Origin of the sequence: Streptomyces sp. NPDC093085 (genome assembly GCF_040683935.1) — a bacterium.
GTDB lineage: Bacteria > Actinomycetota > Actinomycetes > Streptomycetales > Streptomycetaceae > Streptomyces.
Map to the genome: position 1 here is coordinate 292,484 of NZ_JBFBFB010000002.1, position 22,757 is coordinate 315,240.

Annotated in this window: 18 protein-coding genes and 2 pseudogenes; 10 read left to right on the plus strand and 10 right to left on the minus strand. The window is 69.2% G+C overall.

Annotated features, from left to right (window positions below; translation table 11 throughout):
• The first annotated feature begins 201 nt into the window (after positions 1 to 201).
• Positions 202 to 1,635 carry a short-chain fatty acyl-CoA regulator family protein gene (locus AB0O07_RS07930; RefSeq protein WP_365628726.1) on the plus strand — a complete coding sequence of 478 codons (1,434 nt, stop codon included), beginning with the start codon at positions 202 to 204 and terminating at the stop codon, positions 1,633 to 1,635.
• 33 nt (positions 1,636 to 1,668) lie between these two features.
• Here the strand turns inward: AB0O07_RS07930 and AB0O07_RS07935 are convergent, their stop codons facing one another.
• On the minus strand, positions 1,669 to 2,484 hold the full coding sequence (locus AB0O07_RS07935; protein ID WP_365628729.1) for an FCD domain-containing protein: 816 nt from the start codon (positions 2,482 to 2,484) through the stop codon (positions 1,669 to 1,671).
• Between the two features lie 227 nt (positions 2,485 to 2,711).
• Here AB0O07_RS07935 and AB0O07_RS07940 point away from each other — a divergent pair, with 227 nt between their 5' ends.
• Positions 2,712 to 3,488, plus strand: coding sequence for a 5-oxoprolinase subunit PxpA (locus tag AB0O07_RS07940; protein ID WP_365628732.1), 777 nt, complete (start codon positions 2,712 to 2,714; stop codon positions 3,486 to 3,488).
• 121 nt (positions 3,489 to 3,609) lie between these two features.
• Positions 3,610 to 5,196 (plus strand): amidase, encoded by a 1,587-nt coding sequence (locus AB0O07_RS07945; RefSeq protein WP_365628735.1) that lies wholly within the window; start codon positions 3,610 to 3,612, stop codon positions 5,194 to 5,196.
• On the opposite strand, the gene AB0O07_RS07950 is transcribed toward AB0O07_RS07945, so the two are convergent.
• Positions 5,193 to 5,945: a BPL-N domain-containing protein gene (locus tag AB0O07_RS07950; RefSeq protein ID WP_365628738.1), complete on the minus strand. Its 753-nt coding sequence runs from the start codon at positions 5,943 to 5,945 to the stop codon at positions 5,193 to 5,195. The two genes, AB0O07_RS07945 and AB0O07_RS07950, sit on opposite strands and share 4 nt — an antisense overlap.
• A 100-nt stretch (positions 5,946 to 6,045) precedes the next feature.
• Positions 6,046 to 6,420, minus strand: a complete 375-nt coding sequence (locus AB0O07_RS07955) for a hypothetical protein (RefSeq protein ID WP_365630405.1) — start codon at positions 6,418 to 6,420, stop codon at positions 6,046 to 6,048.
• Between AB0O07_RS07955 and AB0O07_RS07960 the strand changes: the two are divergent.
• Positions 6,368 to 6,565 (plus strand): annotated as a pseudogene (locus AB0O07_RS07960) (LuxR C-terminal-related transcriptional regulator); the annotation flags it as partial. The gene AB0O07_RS07955 and the pseudogene AB0O07_RS07960 overlap by 53 nt on opposite strands.
• Before the next feature lie 32 nt (positions 6,566 to 6,597).
• Here the strand turns inward: AB0O07_RS07960 and AB0O07_RS07965 are convergent.
• Together AB0O07_RS07965 and AB0O07_RS07970 are read right to left on the minus strand one after the other, a co-directional pair.
• Positions 6,598 to 8,712 (minus strand): acyltransferase family protein, encoded by a 2,115-nt coding sequence (locus tag AB0O07_RS07965; RefSeq protein WP_365628741.1) that lies wholly within the window; start codon positions 8,710 to 8,712, stop codon positions 6,598 to 6,600.
• Between the two features lie 196 nt (positions 8,713 to 8,908).
• A complete protein-coding gene (locus AB0O07_RS07970; protein ID WP_365628744.1) occupies positions 8,909 to 9,766 on the minus strand; it encodes an aminoglycoside phosphotransferase family protein in 858 nt (285 codons plus the stop codon).
• Between the two features lie 310 nt (positions 9,767 to 10,076).
• Between AB0O07_RS07970 and AB0O07_RS07975 the strand changes: the two genes are divergently transcribed.
• Complete coding sequence (locus AB0O07_RS07975) at positions 10,077 to 11,201, plus strand: tyrosine-type recombinase/integrase (protein WP_365628747.1); 1,125 nt, start codon at positions 10,077 to 10,079, stop codon at positions 11,199 to 11,201.
• Positions 11,202 to 11,232: 31 nt separating this feature from the next.
• Here the strand turns inward: AB0O07_RS07975 and AB0O07_RS07980 are convergent, their stop codons facing one another.
• The gene (locus AB0O07_RS07980; RefSeq protein WP_365628750.1) at positions 11,233 to 11,406 is read right to left on the minus strand and encodes a helix-turn-helix domain-containing protein; all 174 of its coding nucleotides are present in this window, start codon (positions 11,404 to 11,406) and stop codon (positions 11,233 to 11,235) included.
• A 266-nt stretch (positions 11,407 to 11,672) separates the two neighbouring features.
• Between AB0O07_RS07980 and AB0O07_RS07985 the strand changes: the two genes are divergently transcribed.
• Positions 11,673 to 16,163, plus strand: a complete 4,491-nt coding sequence (locus AB0O07_RS07985) for a hypothetical protein (RefSeq protein ID WP_365628753.1) — start codon at positions 11,673 to 11,675, stop codon at positions 16,161 to 16,163.
• Positions 16,164 to 16,677: 514 nt separating this feature from the next.
• Positions 16,678 to 17,061, plus strand: coding sequence for a hypothetical protein (locus tag AB0O07_RS07990; RefSeq protein WP_365628756.1), 384 nt, complete (start codon positions 16,678 to 16,680; stop codon positions 17,059 to 17,061).
• A 330-nt stretch (positions 17,062 to 17,391) separates the two neighbouring features.
• Here AB0O07_RS07990 and AB0O07_RS07995 read toward each other — a convergent pair whose 3' ends face one another.
• Positions 17,392 to 17,583: a hypothetical protein gene (locus AB0O07_RS07995; protein ID WP_365628759.1), complete on the minus strand. Its 192-nt coding sequence runs from the start codon at positions 17,581 to 17,583 to the stop codon at positions 17,392 to 17,394.
• A gap of 256 nt (positions 17,584 to 17,839) precedes the next feature.
• Here AB0O07_RS07995 and AB0O07_RS08000 point away from each other — a divergent pair, with 256 nt between their 5' ends.
• The gene (locus AB0O07_RS08000) at positions 17,840 to 18,895 is read left to right on the plus strand and encodes a hypothetical protein (protein WP_365628762.1); all 1,056 of its coding nucleotides are present in this window, start codon (positions 17,840 to 17,842) and stop codon (positions 18,893 to 18,895) included.
• Positions 18,896 to 19,300: 405 nt separating this feature from the next.
• Here the strand turns inward: AB0O07_RS08000 and AB0O07_RS08005 are convergent, their stop codons facing one another.
• Positions 19,301 to 19,561, minus strand: a complete 261-nt coding sequence (locus AB0O07_RS08005; RefSeq protein ID WP_365628765.1) for a hypothetical protein — start codon at positions 19,559 to 19,561, stop codon at positions 19,301 to 19,303.
• 187 nt (positions 19,562 to 19,748) lie between these two features.
• On the opposite strand from AB0O07_RS08005, the gene AB0O07_RS08010 reads away from it, so the two are divergent.
• Both AB0O07_RS08010 and AB0O07_RS08015 read left to right on the plus strand, forming a co-directional pair.
• On the plus strand, positions 19,749 to 20,507 hold the full coding sequence (locus AB0O07_RS08010) for a helix-turn-helix transcriptional regulator (protein ID WP_365628768.1): 759 nt from the start codon (positions 19,749 to 19,751) through the stop codon (positions 20,505 to 20,507).
• Between the two features lie 723 nt (positions 20,508 to 21,230).
• Positions 21,231 to 21,839 carry an amino acid transporter gene (locus tag AB0O07_RS08015; protein ID WP_365628771.1) on the plus strand — a complete coding sequence of 203 codons (609 nt, stop codon included), beginning with the start codon at positions 21,231 to 21,233 and terminating at the stop codon, positions 21,837 to 21,839.
• A 33-nt stretch (positions 21,840 to 21,872) separates the two neighbouring features.
• Here the strand turns inward: AB0O07_RS08015 and AB0O07_RS08020 are convergent, their stop codons facing one another.
• Entirely contained in the window at positions 21,873 to 22,151 is a 279-nt protein-coding gene (locus AB0O07_RS08020) for a hypothetical protein (RefSeq protein ID WP_365628774.1), read from the minus strand.
• A 323-nt stretch (positions 22,152 to 22,474) separates the two neighbouring features.
• Positions 22,475 to 22,747: pseudogene (locus tag AB0O07_RS08025) on the minus strand (alanine--tRNA ligase-related protein); the annotation flags it as partial.
• Between the last annotated feature and the right edge of the window lie 10 nt (positions 22,748 to 22,757).

Consider the following 22,757-nt stretch of genomic DNA (forward strand, 5'->3'; position numbering starts at 1 on the left):
TAAATCCGGCCGGGAGATCGCGCCCCTTCAGGCCGTACAACGACTCTGACAGTGACACTGAGTGCCATCAAGAGAGGATGTATGTCACGTTCTGCCAATCTTCGGCCCCGGAATTGCCAAGTCTGCGAAGGCTCCGCGAGGCGCTTCCGCACCTACACTTCCCCGGATCGGCGGGGGCGGGCGACGACCGGGAGGTATGCGGTGGGCAGGATCTACGCCGGGGCGAGACTGCGCAGGCTGCGCGAGGAGCGCCGGCTGAGCCAGGCCGAGCTGGCCCGTCTCCTCGCCATCTCGCCGAGCTACCTCAACCAGATGGAACACGACTCCCGGCCGCTGACCGTCCCCGTACTGCTCCGGCTGACCGAGTCGTTCGGGGTGGACCCGGGCTTCTTCTCGGCGCGGGACAGCGCGCGGACCCTGGCCGATCTGCGGGAGGCGCTGGCCGACGAGGTCACAGCGGGCCGGGTGTCGCCCGCCGAACTCGCCGAACTGGCCTCCCGGTTGCCCACGGTCGCCGCGGTCCTGCTCGATCTGGGCCGCCGCAACCACGCGCTGACCGAGCGGCTCGCGGAGGTCGCCGAACACCGTGGCGGGGCCGGTGCGGAGCTGCCGCGCTCCCCGCACGAGGAGATCCGCGAGTTCTTCTACCGCCGCCAGAACTATCTGCACGAGGCCGACCTGGCCGCCGAGGAGCTCGCCCGGGAGCTGGGGATACGCCCCGGCGAGGTGATCCCGGTGCTCGGGTCCCGGCTCGCCGAACGGCACGGGGTGCGGCTGGCCCGGGAGTGCGGCGGACTGGGCGACCGGCTCCACCACTTCGACGCCGCCGGGCGCGTGCTGCGGATCTCGGCCCGGCTCCGCCCCGGCCAGCAGGCGTTCCGGATGGCCACCCAGCTCGCCCTGCTCGAATTCGGGCCCGAGATCTCGGCGCTCGCCTCGGAGGACTACGCGGAGGACTCCCCCGCCTGGCCGCTGGCCCGGATCGGGGTGGCCAACTATGTCGCGGCGGCGCTGATCCTGCCGTACCGCGCCTTCCACACGGCGGCGGAGGAGGCGCGGTACGACATCGAGCGCCTCACCGACCGCTTCGGCCTCGGCTACGAGACGGTCTGCCACCGCCTCTCCACCCTCCAGCGGCCCCGGCTGCGCGGGGTGCCGTTCTCCTTCGTCCGGGTCGACCGGGCCGGGAACATGTCGAAGCGGCAGTCCGCGACCGGCTTCCACTTCTCCCGCGCGGGCGGCACCTGTCCGCTGTGGAACGTGTACGAGGCGTTCGCGGCGCCCGGCCGGATCCATGTGCAGATCGCCGCGATGCCGGACGGCCAGCGCTATCTGTGGACGGCCCGCGCGGTCACCCGGCACCGGGGCGGCTGGGGCGATCCGGGGAAGACCTTCGCCATCGGTCTGGGGTGCGAGATCCGGCACGCCGCCCGGCTGGTCTACTCCGACGGCCTGGACCTGGCCAACGCCTCCGCCGCCACGCCGATCGGCATGGGGTGCCGGATCTGCGAACGCCTGGACTGCCCCCAGCGCGCGGTGGCCCCCCTGGGCCAGCCGCTCGCCATCGACGAGCACACCAGCACCTTCGTCCCCTACCCGGTGGCGCGGCGGGAGGAGCCGGGCCACCGGGGATGAGCGCGGCCGGCGGGTCCGCCGCGGGGGCGCCGCTCAGACCCGCCCCGGGCCCGGGGCGCCCTCGGGACGCTCCTCGGGGAGCAGGCTGGCGATCGGGACCTCGCTCACCCCGCGCTCGGCGAGCGCCCGGGCCCGTACCTCGTCCAGGTAGCCGACATGGTCGTGGAGGCGGGCGCGGGCGTCCTCGGGGCTCCGGGCGCGGATCGCCTCGTACAGCGCCGTGTGCTGGGCCTGGACGAGGTCGCGGTCGAGGAGCCCGACGAAGACCGTGTTGGTGAGCGGGCGGACCAGGTGCACCGAGGTCATGGCGAGTTCGAGGATGCGGTTGCCGGACGAGCGGGTGATGGCGGTGTGGAATTCGAGGTCGGTGGCGAGCCACGCGGCCATGTCCAGCCCCGGTTCCTGGGCGCGGGCGAGAGGCGCCGCCATCGCCGCGAGGTCCTCCTCGGTACGGCGTTCCGCGGCCAGCGCCACGCACTGGAGCTCCAGGGCCATCCGCGCCTCGTCGACCTCGCCGACGGAGACATCGCCCGCCCGGAACCAGAGCATGATCGCCTCGCTGAGCCGGGAGGCGACGTCCTCGGCGGCGGGCACCACCACATAGGTCCCGCCCGCGCTGCCCCGGACGGAGGTGGTCAGACCGCTCGCGTAGAGCAGTTTCAGCGCCTCGCGGGCCGTGCCCCGGGAGACGTCGAAGGCCGCCGCGAGCTCCAGCTCGGTCGGCAGCCGGTCCCCCGGCTCCCACTGTCCGGCGAGGATCGCGCCCCGGAGCTGTTTCGCGATCTGCCCGGACGCGTCCCGCCTGGTCAGCGCCACGGGTGTGAACACGGACGTGTTCGCCTCCCCCACGGACCCCTCCTTCACCGAGATCAGGGAGACCGGCGAGACCACCGGTCACCGAGATCTGTTCGTTACCGGCGGCACACTTGCGTGACACCGGAAAGCCACTAGTGTCCAATGTTAGACATTGGATGTCGGACTGATCGTCCGCCGTCCCAGGCTACCGCCGCCCGCCTGCCCGCCGGGCGCCGCGCCCCGCCGCCCGCCCGTACGGCGGCCACGAAAGGCAGCACGCGATGCACCCGTCTCCGCTGGTCTCCACCGACCTGAACTGCGACATCGGCGAGGGTTTCGGCCGCTGGCGGATGCCGGCCGACGCCGAGCTGATGGAGCTGGTCACCACCGTGAACGTCGCCGCCGGGTTCCACGCGGGCGACCCGTCCACGCTCCGCGCCACCGTCGACCTGGCGGCCGGGCACGGGCTGGACATCGGCGCCCATGTGGCCCTGCCCGACCTGGTCGGCTTCGGCCGCCGCCGGATGGAGATCTCCGCCCAGGAGGCGTACGACCTCGCTCTCTACCAGATCGGCGCGGTCGCCGGGTTCGCCCGCGCCGCGGGCACCACGCTCACCCATGTCAAGCCGCACGGCGCGCTCTATGTGATGGCCAGCACCGACCGGGCCCTGGCCGAGGCGATCGCCCGCGCCACGGCCGCCGTCGGCCCGGCGCTCCGGCTCTTCCTCCTGGACGCGCGCTTCGCCGAGCCGGTCCTCGCCGCGTACGGGGTGCGGGTGGAGCCCGAGGGCTTCCCCGACCTCGCGTACGCGCCCGACGGCGGTCTCGTCCTGGAGCGGACCAAGGAGCCCCGGCCACCGGAGCTGGTGGCGCGGCGCGCCGTACGGATGGCGACCGGGCACACCGTCGAGGCGACGGACGGTTCCGCCGTCCCGGTCCACGCCCGCACCCTCTGTCTGCACAGCGACGCGCCCGACGCCGCCGCGACCGCGCGGGCGGTGCGCGAGGCCCTCGCCGCGCACGACGTCGCCGTACGGCCGCTCAGCGCCCTCGGCTGAACCCGCCCCGGGCGCGGCGGTCCCTCCGCCCCTCCTCCGCCTCCTCTCCCCCTCCTCTCCCCCCTCCTCCGCATTCCCTCCCCTCCTCCAAGTCCCTTCACCCGAAGCACGGGAGCACGCCATGACCGACCGGACGACCCAGCCGACCAGCGACCGGTTCACCCTCGACGAGGCCACCGTCGCCGATGTCCACGCCGCCTACCGGGCCGGTACGCTCACCGCCCGCGCCCTGGTGCGGGCGTATCTCGACCGGATCGCCGCCCTAGACACCGTCGGCGGCGGCGGTCCCGGGCTGAACTCGGTGCTCGCCGTCAACGCCGCCGCGCTCGCCGACGCCGACGCCCTGGACGAACGGCTCCGGGCCACGGGCGAGTTCGCCGGTCCGCTGCACGGCATCCCGGTCGTGCTGAAGGACCAGATCGAGACCGCCGGGCTGACCACCACGTACGGCTCGCAGACCGCGCGGGAGCATGTCCCGGAGCGCGACGCGACGATCGTCTCCGCGCTGCGGGAGGCGGGCGCGGTCATCCTGGCCAAGACGACCATGCCGGACTTCGCCACCTCCTGGCACTCGACCTCCTCGGTCAGCGGCCTGACCCGCAACCCCTATGCCCTCGACCGCGACGCGGGCGGCTCCAGCAGCGGTACGGCCACGGCGGTCGCCGCCAATCTGGCGACCGTGGGCATCGGCGAGGACACCGGCGGCTCGATCCGGCTCCCCGCGTCCTTCTGCAACCTCGTCGGCGTACGGGTGACCCCGGGCCTCATCAGCCGGGCCGGGATGTCCCCGCTGGTGGAGACGCAGGACACGCCGGGCCCGATGACCAGGACCGTCACCGACGCCGCGCTCCTGCTCGATGTGCTCGCCGGATACGACCCGGCCGACCCGTACACCGCCACGGCGGCGATCGCGGCGAACCGGGCCGCCGGGGACCGCTCCGCCCGGAACCGGAGCACCTACCGCGACGCGCTCGCCCCGGACGCGCTGCGCGGGGCCCGGATCGGGGTGCTCCGGCAGGCGTTCGGCGACGCCGGCGACCCCGAGGCCGAGGCGGTGAACACCGTGATCGCCGCCGCCCTCGAACGGATCGCGGCGGCCGGGGCCGAACTGGTCGATGTGGAGATCCCCGAGCTGGACCACTACGTCGCCTATACGTCGGTGTACTTCTCGCGCTCCCGCGCCGACCTGGACGCGTTCCTGGCCGGCCGCCCCGGCATCCAGGCCACCTCGGTCGCCCAGGTGTACGAGGACGGCCTCGCCCACCCCAACCTCGACCTCTTCGCCGGCATCGCGACCGGCCCGGCCCACCCGGACGACGATCCCGAGTACCCCCGGCGGCTCGCGGCCCGCGAGCGGTTCCAGCGCGAGATCATCGGTGTCATGGCCGCGCACGGGGTCGACGCGCTCTGCTTCCCCGATGTACGGATCGCCGCCCCGTCCCACGCCGATGTCCTCGCCTCGCGGTGGACCTGTCTGGAGTTCCCGACCAACACGGTGATCGCCTCGCAGTTCCTGATGCCCTCCGTCACCGTCCCGGCCGGGTTCACCACCGACGGGCTCCCGGTCGGGCTGGAGCTGATGGCGCTCCCGTACCACGAGGCGGACATGCTGGGGCTGGCGTACGGCGTCGAACGGGCCACCGCCGCCCGCCGCGCCCCGGCCCCTGCCTCGCACACCCCGCACGCCCCGCGCGCCCCGCGCGGCTAGTCGTCCGGTGCCGTACCCGCGTCCAGTACGGCACCGACCAGGTCGGCCGCCAGGTCGCGGGTGTTCTGGAAGGGCAGTGCCGCGTCGTCGAACCAGTCCCTGGTCGCCTCCGGGTGGGGGCCCACGACGGCGACGCGGCCGGTCCCGCAGGGGGCGACGAGGGCGGCGACGCGGCCGCTGGGGTACGTGGCGAGGACCGTGCTCCCGGGGGCGGGGGTGAAATACGCGCCGTCCTGGAAATAGAGGGTGCGGGGGCGGCCCCGCCAGGCGACGTCGACCAGGGTGTCGTCCTCGGTGCGGACGGTGGCGCCGTCCGTGGCGATGTACTGGCCGACATCGCCGGAGAGCAGGCCGAACCCCTCCTCGTGCCCCGCGAGATAGCCGCCGAGGCAGAACCCCAGGTACCGGCCGCCCCCGTGGACGAAGTCGCGGATCGCCTGCCGGTGGGGTTCGAGCCGCCGGTACGCGGGGGTCAGGTCGCCGCCGCCGGGCTGGGCGTACAGATGGGCCGTGGCGAGGGTGGCGGCGGAGAGCGGGAGGTCGCCCTTGGGTCCGGTCGTACGGACGTCGAGCCCCCAGGGGCCTTCCGCCAGCAGGCCGACCACGGTGTCGGCGCAGTCCCGGTCCTCCCGGGTGCGCCCCCGGTACACCAGGGCCACCGGGCGGTCCCCGGGGACGGGGACGGGGGCGGCACGGTGGCCCGGACCGAGGGCGCGGCGGAGGGCGGCGAGCGGTCCGGTGGCGTTCATGGGCCGGAATCTAACCGGCCCCTGCCCCACCGGCGGGGCGACACCACGGAGCGGCGGGGCGGCTCCGTGGAGCGCGAGGCGCCGAGGCCGTCCCCCGGGCCTACAGGAGGCGCTTGCGGCCCCAGGTGAGGATGAAGGCGGCGACGAGCACGGTGGCGGCGAGCATGATCCCGGCGCCGAGCCACTGCATCGGCTGCATCTGGGAGACCTGAAGGTAGTCGACGGAGCGGCCGATGACCTGCTTCGCCTCCAGGCAGGCGGCGCGTGCCCTTTCGTTCTCCATCTGGTCGAGGCAGGTGGTCCAGTCGAGGCGCTCTCCGGAGCTGGTGAGGAAGAGGGCGCCCTGCCCCTGTTCCACCGCCTCGGCGGGGAGCTCGGGGAGCGGGGCGTCGGGGCCCGCGCCCCGGCCGCCGCAGACGGCGCTCTCCGCGCGGGAGGAGGACCAGGTGCGGCTGGTGGCCCGGGGGCTGACCAACGCGGAGATCGCCGCCGAACTCACCATCTCGCTGGGCACGGTGAAGACCCACCTCGCCAACGTGCAGACCAAGCTGCCCGCCCGCAACCGGGTGGAGATCGCCGCCTGGGCCTGGGAGTCGGGCCTGGTCGACGGGCGCCGGTAGCTGTCGAAGGGCCCGGACCCGGACGACAGGACCTAGGCCGTCCCCATGAGGCGATCGAGTTCCGGGGCGAGCAGCGGGGTCAGGGCCTCGGCGTACGCCTCCGTGAGGTGGCTGTCGTCGCGGTAGACGGCGGTGTCGGCGACGACCACCGGGCAGATCCGGGTGCGGGGCGCGCAGAGCCAGCGGGTGGGGTCGACGACGGTGGTGGCGGTCTCCGTGGCGGCGGCGCGCAGGGCGGCGCCGCGGGCCGGGTCGCGGATGGCGTCCGGTATGTGGTTGGCGCAGGCGTGCAGTTGGAGGGAGTTCCTGGCGGCGCAGTCGACCGGGTCCCCCTGGGGCCACGGGGTGTCGAGCAGGGCCGCGACCTCGGCCCCGTCGGCGGCCAGGGCGCGGAAGGTGCGGGCGAAGCCGTCGGTCCACTGGCGGAGCGGGTCGCCGGTGGGGCGGGCCGGGTCGCCGGCGTCCGACGAGGAGACGAGGACCAGCTCCGGGCGGAGCGCCGCGATCTCCGCCAGGGCCTGGGACCGCCAGGTGTCGCAGGCGGTGTACGGCTGGTGGTTGGCGACGATGGTCACCTCGGCGACCTTGCAGGAGGCCTTCGTCAGCGAGACGAGTTTCCAGCCGCGCGCGGCGGCGAGGCGGTGCAGGGCGGGGAACCACTGGGCGGCGTGGGAGTCTCCGAAGAGGACGACCGTACGGGTGGCGGCGCGGTCCCCGTAGACGCAGGGGCGGGGGCGGGTGGTGGCGTAGTCGGCGTGGCAGCCGTCCCGGTAGAGCGCGGAGCGGGCGGACTTCACCCGGGGCAGGGGCGGTGCGAGGTTACGGGGCAGGGCGGCCGGGGAGGCGGCGAGGAGTCCGGCGAGGCGTGCCTCCGGGTCCGGTGCCTCGGCCAGGCTCCGCGCCAGCGCGGGCGCCGGGCCGCCCACCTCGATCGTCGGCGGGACCGTGGTGGCCACCAGGGCGAGCACCGAGGCGCCCGCCGAGAGCACGGCGCCGAGGGCGAGCGCGCGGCGCGGGGTCCGGCGCAGCGCCGGATGGAAGCGGACCGGGTTCTCCACGAGGCGCAGGGTCCCCCAGGCCAGGCCCAGCGCCACCGTGGAGAGCCCGAGGGCGAGCGGCACGGGGGCGGTGCCGTCGGCGGTGCCCAGCGCGGCCGGCACGATGACCAGCAGCGGCCAGTGCCAGAGGTACCAGCCGTACGAGAGCCCGCCGAGCCGGACCATCGGGCGCCGCCCGAGCAGCCACCCCGCGCCGTACCGGGTGGCCGTGGAGCCGCCGGCCAGCACCAGCAGGGTGCCGGCGACGGGCAGGAGGGCGTGGTGGCCGGGGAAGGGCGTCCGGTCGTCGTACCAGAGCGCGGCGAGGACGACCGCGGCCAGGCCGAGCCAGCTCAGCGCGGCGGCGAGAGCGGCGGGCAGCCGGGCCGCCCGGGCGGCGCCCAGCGCGAGGAGCGCGCCCGCGCCCAGCTCCCAGGCGCGGGTGAGGGAGGCGAAGTACGCCCAGGGGGCGTGGCCCCCCGTCAGCAGGACGCCCGCGGCGAACGAGCCCGCGCAGAGGAACGCGAGGGGTACGGCGACCAGCCGGCGGCGTCCCCGGGCGACCCGCCAGGCGAGCAGCAGGAGCAGCGGCCACACCAGATAGAACTGCTCCTCCACGGCGAGCGACCAGAAGTGCTGGAACGGGGAGGGCGGGCTGTCCTGGGCGAGATAGTCGGTACCGGCCGCCGCCAGCCGGAAGTTGACCAGGTAGAGGGCGGCGGCGACTCCGTCGCCCGCGTACTCGGCGAGCCGCGCCTTCGACAGGAAGAGCCAGGCGCCGGCCAGGGTGGCGGCGATGACCAGGGTCGAGGCGGGGAGCAGCCGGAGCGCCCGGCGGGCGTAGAAGGAGCGGACCGACACCCGTCCGGTGGCGGCGAGTTCGCGGAGGAGCAGCGAGGTGATGAGCCAGCCGGAGATCACGAAGAAGACGTCGACGCCGACATATCCGCCGGCGAACCCGGCCACCCCGCAGTGGGAGAGCACCACCAGCCCGACGGCGACCGCGCGCAGCCCCTGGACGTCGAGGCGCAGGTGTTTTCCGGTGGGCGGTGCGGATCCGCCGCTCGCCGGGGCGGTCGGGGGTGCGGCGGACGGGGCGCTCGGTATCAAGGGGTGACTCCTGGGAACTGCTCGCGGACTTCTTCGGGGCTTCTGCGGGGCTTCGGTGGGGACTTCTCCGGTGAAGAAGATCCCTCCGATCGCGGCCCCGGGTTCCACCGAAAAGGCCCGCACCGGGCCTGGACCCGAAGGTTCCATCGGGCGAAACCCCCCGTTCATCCGGGCGCGGCCCGGGGGTCGACGGCCGTTACGCGCGGGCCGCCCGGATCCGGTCGAGCCACTCGGTTCCCATCCGCCGCCCGTCGGGGAACTGGTCGTGGCGGTCCCAGCGCCAGGTGGTGACCAGCGTCAGCACGAGGAGCCGGCAGGCGCGGAGCAGGTCCTCGTCGACCTCCGGGTAGAAGGCGGCGGCCTCGTCGGGCGCGTGGGCGAGGTCGAAGGCGACGGGCCCCCGGCAGCAGGTCTCGAAGTCGATGAAGAGCGGCCCGTCCGCCGTGGCGAGCAGATTGCCCGGGTGGGGCTCGCCGTGCAGGAGCTGTTCGGGGCCGCCGTGTCCGGTGACCGTCCGGCGCAGGCTCCGCAGGGTGTCGCCGAGCAGTTCCCGGTCCGCCGCCGCGAGCGCCGGGGTCCGCTCGCGGTCCGCCACGAGCCGCCGGGCCTGCTCGATCCGGTCCGTGACGTGCGGTACCGGGAGATCGGGGGCCGGGGCCCCGGCTGCCGGGGCGTCGAGGGTGCGCATACCGGCGTGGAGCCGGGCGAGCGCGTGCGCGTACGCGGCGGGCGGGACCTCCGGGGAGGCGAGCGGCGCGTAGTAGGTCCAGAGCGTGACCACGAAGCCGTCGCGCTCGTGGACGCGGGGCTCCGTCCGGGGGTCCGGCGCCGCCACCGGGCAGCCGGCCCCGGCGAGCCGCCGGGCCAGGTCGAGCTCGGCGTACGCGCTCCGGTCGGCGGCGGGCGCCACCCGGGCCAGGACGTCACAGGGCAGCAGGCGCAGGGTGAGCTTGTTCGAGTTGTGCAGGACGGCCGCTCCGTCCGCCGGCAGACCGTACGAGGCGACGAGCGCCCTGGCCACGGTCACCGCACGCGCCACCTCCGACGCCCGCATACGCCCTCCGCCCCTCTCCCCGGGGCGGCGCCGTATCACGCCGCGCCACGACCCGCGCACCCTACCAACGCGGCCCGCCGGGGGCGCGCGGTTTTCCCCCGGCCCGGTCCTCCCGATCCCCTCCCTCCCCCGCCGCCGATCTCGCCGTATGCCGTGCCGCCTCGCCGGGTTCGATCGATACTGGAAGTCACCGAGGAGGCCCCCTTGAAGATGCTCATCAACGTGCCTCAGTTTGGTGCGGCCGCAGGTCAGGACCATGCTGAGGGCCACGAGGTCAGCAAAACCCCAGCATGGGTCAGGAGATACACACATGGCGGCCAAACTCATCCGCGGCATGGGCAGCTCGTTCAAGATCTGCACCTGCAAGCGGCAGAGCGGATGCGCCCATCCATACTCCATCCGATTTCGTGACGCGACGGGCCGCCAACGCGAGGAAACCGGGTACCCGACGCAGCGAGAGGCGCTGGAACGACTCACCAAGCTCTACAACGAAAAGCAGAGCACACCTCGTCAGCGAGCCGAGCTCAAGCGCGAGCTGGGTAAGCAGCGCTTCGGCGAATACGCCCGCACCTGGGTGACCCGTCAGCGCCACTACGCGGCAGGCAGCATCCGGGCGACCAACCAGCTCTTGGACAACCACATCCTTCCGGCACTGGAATCCCGCAGGATCAACACCTTCAGCTCCACCGTCATCGAAGACTTCATCATGGCGATGGAGGAGCGCGAGGTCGGACTGGCCACCCAGCAGAACGCGTTCGACGCCCTCAAGAAGGTCCTCCTCGACGCCCATCGACGCGGAGGCATCTCTGAAGATCCGTTCGCGGGCGTCATACCACCCGAGTACATACCCCGGCAGATCACGATCCCGACGCTCTCAGAAATACACGCTCTCAAACAAGTAGCGACCGACGAGTTGCGCGTCATCATCGACTTGATGTCTGGTTGCGGCCACCGGAACGGAGAAGCCTACGCGGCCAATCTGGAGCGGATGGTTGCCGACGACGCCTACCGCATCACAGAGCAAATCGACGGGGTGGCGCGAGAGCCCGCTCGCCTCAAACACCGCAAGCCAGGCGAGTTCCGAGAAGTCCCCATGCCCGCAACGGTCCGAGAGTCGATTCTCCGGTACGAGGGCACGCACGGAACCGACGACAACGGCTACCTGCTCCGAACGCAGCGAAGCCCTTACTGGGCACACTCGACTCTCGACTACCAGTGGAGCGCCGCGAAAAAGCGCGCCGGCATCACTCGCAAACTCAACCCCTACTCGTTGCGCCATTACTTCGCGTCCAACTGCCTATCGAAAGGGATCCCCATCACTGACGTGGCTGACTGGATGGGGCACAAGAACATCAACATGACCTTCCGCATCTACCGCCACTTGATGCCGGCTTCCATCGGACGGGCTGCACGTATCCTCAACGACGGACTGTAGCGAGAAGGGGCCGGGTAATCACCCGGCCCCTTCAGGAAACCTTCTGCTGCTGCGCCCATCGGTCCAGGTCCTGGACCTTGAATTTCACCTTTCCTCCGAAGTAGTACCTTGGCAGCCCATGCCGCAAGGACTCCCGGTACATCCATCGTTCAGTCATGTCCAGGTACTGTGCCGCATCAGAAATCCCTATGTACTGACGGTCCATCTGCCACCTCCCTATGAGTGAGTCGGAGGGTAGTCACAAAATCCGGCCGCACCCAATCACCACGAAGACTTAAACCATGCCGACCTGACCCGCGCCAGTAAAGGGGAGCCACGCGGGGGCCCGAGGAAGGAAGCGGACGCGACCCGGAGTGTCACCGACCGACGACACCACTGGAGCCGGAGTCGCATGGAGTGGAGCCCCCTCGTCAGGGGTGCGCCACAGGCGTAAACCGCAGCCTCTGAAGACAGGGGCAGTACGGTGCTGTTTTGCGCGACTCCGCGCACGACGCAGAGATCGCCCAGTGGGCGGCGAAGGGGGAACCAGTGACACCTCGGCCTGGAGGCGAGACCGACAAGTTCGGGAACCGTTACGAAGGCGCCTGGACAATCAGACATGCGCTGTACGTCCTCCTCGGACGCGGTGAGTCGCTCACGGTCGAGGCGAACGGGCTCCTGGGCGAGGGGGTTGAATTCGCCTACCATCTTGGTGGCCGGACCGAGGTACATCAAGTCAAGCGGCAGAATCGCAACGCCAACAGTTGGAACGTGGCGTCCCTGGGCAAGAAAGAGATCTGGCGGCACCTTCGGACTCACGCCGAAGCAGGACACGACTTCCATTTCGTCTCCGTGGTGCCTGCCCGCCCGCTCCAGGAGCTCAGCGACCGGGCCCGCCGCTCTAACGACTATGCCTCCTTCATTCGCGACTGGCTGACGGAAGGATTGCGCGACCCATTCGACGAACTCGCGTCCCCCACGGTCTACGGCTCCCCAGAATCCGCATGGCACATGCTGCGCGCGCTGTGGGTGGAATGGCCTGACGAGCGTGACGTCGTCGCGGTCAACGCCACCCTCGCCGAACAAGTCCTGAGCGGAGCTCCCGGCCGTCTCGCCGCCCTCGGGCTCGGCGATCTCCTCCTCGACAGCCTGGGCACCCGTCTCGATACTGCGGCTATCACGGCCCGGCTCCCGGAGTACGGCCTACGGCGCGTGCTCCCACTGAACGGCGAGGCCTCGGTCGACTCGGTCAGTGAAGCCACCCGGCGCTGGGCCGCAAGTGTCGAGCGCGAACTCTTCCAGCCCATCATCCCCCGCCAAGAGGCCGTCCAACTGGCGAAGCGAACCAGCGGCGACCGGCGCCTCACCGTGCTCATGGGCTCTGCCGGCGACGGCAAGAGCGCCGTGCTGCACCAGGCATTCACAGCACTCAACGTAGAGTCCACTCCAGTTCTCGCATTCCGGCTCGACCGGCTGGACACCTTTTCCACCACCACCGAGCTGGGCCGAAACATCGGTCTGACGACGTCACCAGTTACCGCGCTCGCCGCCGTGGCGAATGAGAGGCCGTCGATACTGATCGTGGATCAACTCGACGCCGTCAGCGTGATGTCCGGGCGCATCCCTGAAACCTTCGACGCCGTGGCTGATCTAGTACGTGAGGCAAGCGCCCATCCCACGATGAGGGTCGTCCTCGCCTGCCGGAAGTTCGACGTCGACAACGACCACCGTATCCGGCAGCTCACAGATCCGAACGTCTGCACCCGCGTCATCATCGATGATCTTACGGACGGTCAGCTCAACGCAGCTTTGGGCGCCATGGGGCTCAACGCGGCCGAAGTCGGCGCGAGTCAGAGGCGACTGCTGCGGTCACCGCTGCATCTGGTGCTGCTCGCCTCCGTCGCCGACCAAGAAGGAGCGCTGTCGTTCCGGACCATCCGGCAACTCTTCGACACTTTCTGGAACCGTAAAAGGAAAGAGTGTCTACGCCGCAATCCAGCCGCACGCTTCCACGAGACGGTCACCACTGTCGCCGAGGCCATCAGCACGCGGCAGCGGCTGTCGGTTCCCCACACCGTTCTCGACGGCGATGACCTCTCCGCCAGCGGAGACGTGCTGATATCCGAGCATGTTCTGGTGCGTGACGGACAGCATCTGGCTTTCTTCCACGAAAGCTTTTTCGACTACGCGTTCGCACGCGGCTGGCTGAGACGCCGCCAGACACTGGTGGCCTTTCTCACGAGCGGTGAGCAAGAGCTTTTCCGTCGTGGCCAAGTACGGCAAATCCTCGGTCATTTGCGGGAACTGGAGCCGGAGCGCTTCGTCGAAGAGACCGAGGCGCTGCTGATGTGCCAAGACATCCGCTACCACATCAAGGAAGTGGCACTGGCGCTGCTCCGCGACCTGGACGCACCGACGGCCGAGGAGTGGGACGCCGTCGCACGGATACTGGACGCCGGACCCGCGTTCCTGCCCCGGTTGGTGTACTCCCTCAGCAACGCCGCCTGGTTCAGCCGGGCCGACGCCGAAGGAGCCATCGAGGACTGGCTGACAGGCCACGACCCGCAGGAGTTGAGATGGGCGCTCCGAATCATGTCGAGTACCGACGGGCGACATTCCGACCGGCTGGCCGAACTCCTGGCGCCATACGACTCACATCCGGAGTATTCCCTGTGGCTGATGGAGATCACCCGTTTCACCGGGGTTGCAGAGAGTCGGCAACTCTTCGACTTGATCCTGAACGCGGTACGTACCGGACAGTGCGCGGGGTATGAGCGTGCGCTCTGGGTCTCCGTTCGCGATCTCGGCGAGCAGCGGCCGGGGTGGGCAGTCGAGCTGCTCGCCGCCCACCTCACCGAACAACCGGACGCCTTGCGCCTCGACGACAGCCGTAAAGTCATCGCTCTTCTCGGCAGGGACCACATCGCCCTGAGACTGGTGAAAAGCGCTTCCGTCGGCGCTCCCGCGTTCTTCTGTGCCCGGCTGCTCCCCGTTCTCCTGGGAGTCATGGAGGCCACGGCCCACCCGGTGAGGGACGGATGGCCCGTCCGCGACGGCCATTTCGCCTTCCGGTATCCCGACGACGAAGCCAGGACACTGGACCTGGCCCTGTTCAACGGTGCTGCCACAGCGCTGCGGTCGGTCGCAGCTCAAGACTCCTCCCTGGCCCGCCCTCTGCTGGACAGGCTCGCGGACTCCCCATACGACGCAGCACAGTGGCTGCTCTACGAGGCTCTGCACTCCGCAGGGGCTGCCCTCGGTCTGTGGTCGGCCGAACTGCTACTCCAGGGCCGACATCGCCTGCTCACCGGATACATGTCCAACGCGGTTTGGGGAGCGCGTCAGGTGCTTCGCTCCATAGGTGCTTCTCTGCCCAATGAAATCCTCCACCGGCTCGAAGAAGCGGTGCTGCATCTCCGCCTCCCCCCGGACGAAAAGTTCTCACCCTGGGACGAGTTCACTCTGCTGTCGGCGCTGCCCGAGCAGAGACTTTCCGAGCGAGGGGCACGACGCCTCGGCGAACTCCGCCGCCGTCACGGCGACGCAGACCAACCAGCGGAACCGAGCGGCATCACAGCCGGAATTGTCGCGCCGCCCATCGCCGTCGAGGCCGCCCGACACATGAACGACGACCAATGGCTCCGAGCCATGAAGAAGCACGGCGAGGACACGTTCAACTGGAGCAATCACACCGGTGGCGCTCGGCAACAGTGCCAGGTGCTGGAGAACCAAGCAGCCGAGCAACCTGCACGATTCGCCCGTTTCGCCTTGAAGATCAATCGCGACATCAATCCCGCCTATGGCGCGTCACTCCTCCTCGGCCTGGGAAGGGCTGAAAAACTCGCCGATCCAACACCGGTGTTCACCGCAGTACGGCATCTCGCCAGCCTGGAGCACCAAGAGCACGATCGCTGGCTCGGATGGCCGCTTCGGAAGTACCTCGCCTCCACGCCCCTCGATCTGGTCGAGTTGCTCCTCGACCGCGCACTCCGCTCCAGCAACCCGGCGAACGATGCCAAGAAAACGGACGGCAATGCTGATCTGGACTTCATCGGGATCAATACCGTGCGCGGGAGCGCCGCCGAAAACCTGGGGGATCTCCTCATCAACGACTCAGACGGTTCCCGCACCGCTCTGGTAGCCCCCCATCTGCGCTGCCTCGCCGCCGACCCGTCCAACGCCGTCCGCGCCTGCGTCGCCCACGTACTCCATGCCTCCATGCGCCATGCGCAGCGCCAGGCAGCCGAGGCGTTCCAGGTACTCGTGACAGCGCATGACTCACTACTGGCCTCACCGCGAGTGGTGCATCTCACTGTTGCTATGGCCTATGGGAACCCTGTCGCGACCAGACCGGTCATCGAGCGAATGCTTCGCTCGCCCGACGAAGCGGTCCGGCGCTCAGGTGGGCTTCTTGCGGCGCTGGGAGCGATGGAGTGGGGCATGCCGGACCTGTTGGAGGAAGTTCTCGCCAGCCAGGACGGCGCACGGCGGCAAGGAGCTGCCGAACTGTGTGCCCAGAGACTGTCAAGCACCGGCGATCTACCCATTGCCCACCGCGCTCTCGGCCAGTTCTTCCACGACCCCGAAGAACAGGTGCGCGAAGCCGCCGCCACAACAGCTCTGGCGTTGCGTGGCAAACGGCTGAGACCCTTCAGACAGCCGCTCACCGATCTCATCGCTTCGCCTGCCTTCAGCCACGCCCTTCCTCAGCTACTGATCACCCTGGATCAAGCCATCGACCGAGTCGACGACTTGATCCTGAAGTGCGTCCAGCGGTTCATCACGGTGCATGGAGCCGACGCAGATGACCTCTCGACCAGTGCGGCCGCCGACGCTCACGAGATCGGTGAGCTGTTGATCCGCGCACACGCACAGGCAAGATCTGCGGCTAAACGCTCGAACATCCTAGATGTATTGGACCAGTTGCTACTCCTCAGGGCGTACGGTGTGGCCGCGGCAGTCGAGAAGACCGATCGAGGATGACGGCTCGTCGGCTCATCTACGGATACATGTAGGTCAAGTACAAGGAGACAGCGCGCGGCGGGCTCGCGGTGAACAGCATCGAGTGCTAGAGAAACGGGCCCTGACCAGCGCGTTCGTGTCTTTCAGCGCTGTCAGGGCCTTCCCTGCTTACGCGGAGGGAAGTCCCTGGAAACCCCCTGGGACAGACGTGATAGTCCCTGGGATATCCCTGCGCAAGCAGCCTTCCGGGACCAGGGTCCCAGTCCCTCGAAGGGACCGGCGAAGCCACCGTTCGGCATAACCTTCAAGGCCCTCTCCTCCGCTCCACGCAGCGGGGGAGACGAACGCGGGACGTAAGCTGACGTGATCAGTCAGAGGGGGATCATGGAAGCGCCGAACGTCATCGGAGACTGGCAGGACTATCAGTCCGATGAGTGGGCAAGGCCTGCGTGTACGGGTGCACACCCTCACGAGGGGAGTGCCTCCGCAGAGTCGTAGGGACGAGGCGAAGGGGCTGACGTACGTCTCGTTCCAGGTGACGTTCGAGAATCGCCGTTCCACACACCTCTCCATCGATTTGTGCGACCATCCCCGCCACATTGAAGTCCGTGTGGGACGAGACGGCCACGGCGCCTTCGTGGATGAGTACGGCTCCAGCGACATCCGAGGCTTCAATCTCTACCCGCAACGGCGGGCGACGGCCACCGTCTACGCCGCTGCACACCCCGCGCAGTTGCGGCAACTGGACATCCAAATCAGTCCAGAGATCGACGGTGAGCAAGCGTTCGGATACGTCTGGGTCGGCGGACTCGGCATCCACGAGGGCTCAACGGGAAGGAACTCTCGCGCGTCAGCGGCTGATTCCGGCATGGCCCGCGAGGTGGAACGTTTCCTGGAGGAGACGGCTCCCGGTTCCTGAAACCACCATGTGCGACCGGGGGCGCCTGCAGCTCTGACCCTCAACCGGGCCAGCGCTGTCTTCAGGTTTCGAACCCGAGACTTACGCATGACGAGCACGCTACTGATCGTGCCGGGCTGTGTCGGCTGGTGTTGCCGAGTACCGTTTTGCCTGATCAGACCACTGGTGCCGGTCCGGCGGGTGCCGGTCCGTGTTGCACTGTCCAAAGGCGTCCCCGCTCCCCGTGCACTCCCCTGGTGGCTGCCCATGACCGGCGATGTCCCGTCAGCGACTGGCCGGTGGCTCCTGAACGGTCCGTGTCACCATCCCACAGACACCTGGCCGGGGAGGTCACAGGGTCCTGGAGAGGGGGAAGTGGCAGTCGAGGATCTTGCGGGCTTCCCGCCGTCGGGCGCGGCGGGGGTGGAGCAGGGCGACGCCGACAATGACGATGTAGACGGTGATCCAGATACACAGGGCGGTGATCAGTGCCCAGGGCAGGGGTCCCGTCGCGGGGAGGAGGTCGGTGAGGGTGGTGATCATGGTGGTCTCCTGGTCGTTTGCCGGGCCGTGTGCTCCGGCGGTTCCCCTAGATCACCAGGCCCCGTGCGCCTCGCCTGGATAAAGGTGGGAGGGCTCTATGTCCAAAACCGCGTCCTGCTTCCGGCGGTGTGGGTAGGTTCGCGGCATGTCTTCTACGGGTGATCCGGTTTCCGCTGATCAGCAGCTTATCGACCATGCTCTTCGGCACGATTTGATGGTGTCGGTGAAGCGGCTTGCGCTGTGGCGGCGGGCGGGTTTGCTGCAGGGGCACACGGTGCGGGCGCTGGGCCGGGGGCGCGGGAGTGCGTCGGTTCCGAATGATGAGGCGTTCGGCCTGGTCGTGGCGCTCGCCCGGCTGGCACGGAGGGGTGCCCGGCCCTCTCATCTGGCGCTGGCGCTGTTCGGCGAGGGGCATCCAGTGCCGGAGGCGGCCATACGAAATGCCTTCGAGAAGGCCGTGCGGGGGCACGGGACCGGCCTCGGCGAGGAGAATCCGGAGACCGGGGAGGACGAGGAAGAGTGGGCGGAGCGTGTCGCCGACGAGGTGGTCGCCTCCGGGCAGCGGGTCCGGCTGATTCCCGCGCGGGCGCGGCGGATCGACGAGGGCATCGCCCGGTACATGCGTGCCCGTGGGGTGGTGTGGCCTCCCCCGGAGCTGGCCGGCCTGGACCGGAACCCGGAGCCGTCGAGTCCGTCCGGTGGGGAGGTGGCGGCCGCAGCGGTGACCACGGTGCTGCGCGGGGGTGCTTCCGTCACGCCGCAGGGGATCGGTGCTGTGCTGCGGGCCATGCAGCCGGCGGGGTGGGGCAACCCCGGGGCGTCCCTGGCCGAGTACACGGTCGAGGACGTTCCGGATGCCTCCCAGGAGGTGTTCCTCGCCGACGGCGGGATGAGTACCGTCCCCGACGGGCCCGTTCTCGACACCCTGGTCGGTCTGGCGGTGACAGCGAACCTGAACGATCTGCGGGGCGCCTGGGCGGCGAGCGGGGCGACCCGGGAGTGGGCACTGGACCTGTGCGACCGGGTCGAGACGGAGCTGGCGGCCAACGAGCTGAGCGATGCGGCCTTCGAGTGGTTGATGGGCAGGACCTTCGTGTCGGGGATGGTGCTGATGGCCGAGGTGGGCGATCAGCACTGGTCCCCGTCGGACCGGGCGAGGGACTCCCTGATGCTGCTGCTGATGCGGCAGGCGCTCCGCGATCTCGATGAGAAGGTGCCGGGCTGCCAGTGGGAGCTGCTCGAGTCCCCCGGGATCATGCCGGCCCCGCTGGTGCCTTTCCTCCGGCCGCAGCACGTCTCAGAGATCCGGTAGGATGATCATGGACTAGGGCACTCGTGAGACCGTGGTGGTAGCTGTGGCCGAGATGGCGGTGCTGCGTGCTCTGCAAGTCGCTGGCCGCCGACTGCTCGCGCGGCGGAGCGGCAGATTCACCGGGCGGACATCGTGATCGCGGTCACGAACGGCGGCTTCTCGAAGTCGGCCCGGCCATTCACCGAAGGACAGGGAACCACCTGATCGACCGGGCAGCTCTCCAACGGTGGGCAACCTGGGGCCGGCCGGTCGGCGAGGTCCTCGTCCTGCCGGAACCCGGTACCGCAGCAGCCGCTTGATCACGTTTCCATATCGGCGGAGTATCCGCTGGCCTGCGGCGATTGCCAATCTCGGTGCCGAGGTCCAACAGTGGGACTGCCGCCGGGCCGTCGCCGGCCAGCTGGCTTACTTGCCGGCCTGCGCGGTGACCATGAGCAGGTACCCCAGCGACTCGACACGACACTCACCAGCCGGTCGTCCACGCCGGACGGGCCGGACGGCGTGAGGCGGGACGGCTGCTGGCTTCCGCTCGGCGGTCGCCGTCACGATGACGTCGGCCACGACCTCCGAGGTGACCAGGTGGGCGGCTTCGTCCTCGTCCGGCCCGACCCGCTTCGCCATGGTGCCGACGAAATGGGCGACGACCCCGCGCACAGCGGCGGTCACTACCTCTGGAACAGAAGGCCCTGAGGATGCGTGCGCCAGAAATGCAACCCTTTTTTCTACTCACAGGTAACCACTCGCCATATCGGCACATACCGGCATCAAATCCTGCACCCTCTGAACCAAAGGTCTTGTTCGTGGCCATTGCCGCTGGAGAAGGCTCTCCCAACTTGGCCCAGGCGGGACGAGATTGGCACGCTACTGCCGGTCACGGGTCGGCCTACGGCCCAGCGAACCCGGGAGGGGTGCGATGCTCACGGAGGGATACGGATCACGGAAGCAGTGGGAGCCCGTGAATGCCCGCCTGATCAACCTACTGGAGGGCCAGCTCTCTGTACGGGGCCTGACCTACGGTCAGCTGGCGGTGCTAATCGGCCGGGACTCGTCAACCGTGTCGCGGGCGCTATCCGGGCGAGGGATCCCTTCTCGGGCTGTGACGGAGCTGATGGCCCGATCTCTCGGCCTGGACGAGCACACCATGATGGCCGTCAGGGGTGAAGCGGTGGCGATCAGGCGGAGGGGTCAGTCAGTTCGAGCCGCCGGGGGACCGCCTGACGGGATGCGCACCCACAGGGAGTTTCTGGATGCTCTCCAGGAAACGATTCGAGGGGCGAAGCTCTCCCAGCGAGAGATTGGGCTCAGGAGTCACGGCACACTGAAGCGCTCCACTATCGGAGCGATACTTCGCGGCGAGCGCAGTGCGCCACTCGAGCTCGTAATGACGATCATCGAGACTTGCGGCGTCGTAGCCCCCTCAGCCGTTGCCTCATGGGAGGAAGCCTGGTGCGACCTCGCAGAACCTGACCGGGAAAGGCGCCGACAGCGGAAGTGGGCGGGTTACAGCCTTCAGCGGTACCTCCGCAGACTGCCAGCTCACCAAAGGCCGTCCGCCTGGGCCAGGTACGTGGAGGAGAGGAACCTCGATGACATCTTGAGGGGAAACCGCTAATAAGGAGTCCTCGCACCCTGGTCTCCCACCACAGGTTTTGGTGCTTCCCTCCAATCCCTTAGCTACTGCTGGAGGAACTGACAGACAGGGCCGGAAGGGGTTTCAAAGGCTCCCGCCCGCGCACCCTTCCGCACACCGGCTGCGCAGATGCGCTCCCCTTGGACCGGGCGGCGCGATCCGAGGAACCCGGCCCGGCCGCAAGAAGGGATCGGCTCAGTCGAAAGCCGGGCCGGACGGTGTCTGACCCGGCTTTCGACTGAGCCGCCTTCGGGATTGGAACCCGAGACCTACGCATTACAAGACCGTGAGCGTTCGTGCTGTGCGGTGCGCGGCCGTGCTGCTGAATGACGTTCTGCCTGATCGGAGCATGTGAGGCTGATTGGTATGTGCCACCTCGTATTACGTCGTCCAAAGGCGTCCGGCCACCGGCTGGCCACCGGAGGGGCTACCGAAGAGGCCGCAAAGGGGCGCCACACGAGTTGTAGGTCTTCTACAGTTCCTCACGTGGCCGAATAATCTCGCACCCCTGCGGAATCGCCCCGCAAGCCAAGTTCCCGACGCCCACCATGGTCGCTTTGAGTGGGACATCATCTCCGGGGTGACGACCAGGGCTTATCGGGAAATCTCAGCGTTGACGAGCCGTGGTCGCTACCGTGATGAAAGTCTGCGAGATTGGCTCTGCCCGCAATTCCGTGAATGATTGTGTAGCAGTACCCTCGCCGAATGACACGCACTGAGACGCCGTGGGGGCCGTGGGAGCCAGCTGCCCTGGCCGATGTAGCGACACTGTTCTCATCGGTCGATGTCCCCTGGTGGGTCGCCGGGGGTTACGCCATCGAGCTCGCGGTCGGCTACTCGTTCCGAGAGCACAGCGATGTCGATGTCTTGTTGCTGCGGCGCGACCAACGAGTCGTTCAGCAAATGCTGCCTGCATGGGAGTGGTGGGCAGCCGACCCGCCTGGGACTCTCAGGCCGTGGGTGCCCGGAGAGATCTTGTCCGCCGAGATTCACGATATCTGGTGTCGTCCCGGTCCTTCGAAGCCCTGGCAGATCCAGATCATGCTTGACGAGGCGGAGGGGAGGGACTGGGTTTCCAGACGATGTGCTCAGGTCAGGCGCCCCGTCGACCTCTTGGGCAGGCACTCCCCAGAAGGCGTTCCCTACCTGGCGCCAGAGGTCCAGCTCTTCTACAAAGCCCACCGACCTCGGCCGAAGGACGAAGAGGACTTCCGGGCCGCACTGCCAGCACTCGACGCCGGGCAGCGACACTGGCTGGCAAATGCCGTCAGCCGGGCGTACGGAGATCTTCCCTGGTGCAAGAACCTTCGGTGAGCACCGAGACGGCACCTGATGGACCGTGGTCCTTCACGGGACCGCAGTCGGAGCCCATTCAGGGATCGTGATCAACCGCATCGAACTGTAGCTCCCTGACGAGGCGTTGAGGAGAGCAACATTGGGGAACTTCTTCGCCCCAGCAAGATCTGGAACGGAGGCGGTCCCTTCCCACACGTCCTTGTGCTCCTGAGCGAGCATGAGGAGTTCCGCGCGTATGCCCGCGCCCATCACAAGCTGCTTGCCGAGTACGGCGCCCAGCTCGGCGTGATCCCCGAACAGTGGCTGTACTTCGCCGTCCAGGGCATCCATCACTCTGTCGACGACGACCAGATGGACCAGCTCCGCGACGCCCTCCGAGCGGAGGTGGCCGGCATGGAACCCCTTCGAGGTTCAGCTCGGTCCGGTATGGCCCGGAGTCACTGCGGTCACCGTCGCTGTCTACCCGGAAGACGGAATGGCCCAGCTCAACGAGCGAGTCCGCACGGCGGCCGGAAAGGTGCCCGGGATCGCCCTGCGGCCCAAGGAAGCCAAGTTCTGGGCTCATGCGTCGCTCGGCTATGCGCGTGCCGACTTCCCGGACCGGAAACTGAACCGCGCCCTGCGGGCACTCCGGCCGCCGCGTGTCAATGCAAGGAGAAATTGCCGCTCATCTGGAAGGAAAAGCCGCGCCGGGTGGTGCGGCCGACCTCCTCGATGTCCAGGGTGAGCACGCGCTTCTGCACACTCGTCGCCCGCGGCCAGGGAGTCCGCGCCTCACCGGTCAGGTACGGCTTGAAGGGGACCATGCCTGCGTTGATGAACAGCAGCGTCGGGTCAGGGGGCGACAGCGGGGCGCTGGGGACGCCGGTGCGCCCGCGCTCGGCGAAGAAGTCGAGGAGGCGGTGGCGGATCTCGGCAGTGCACACGGGGGACTTC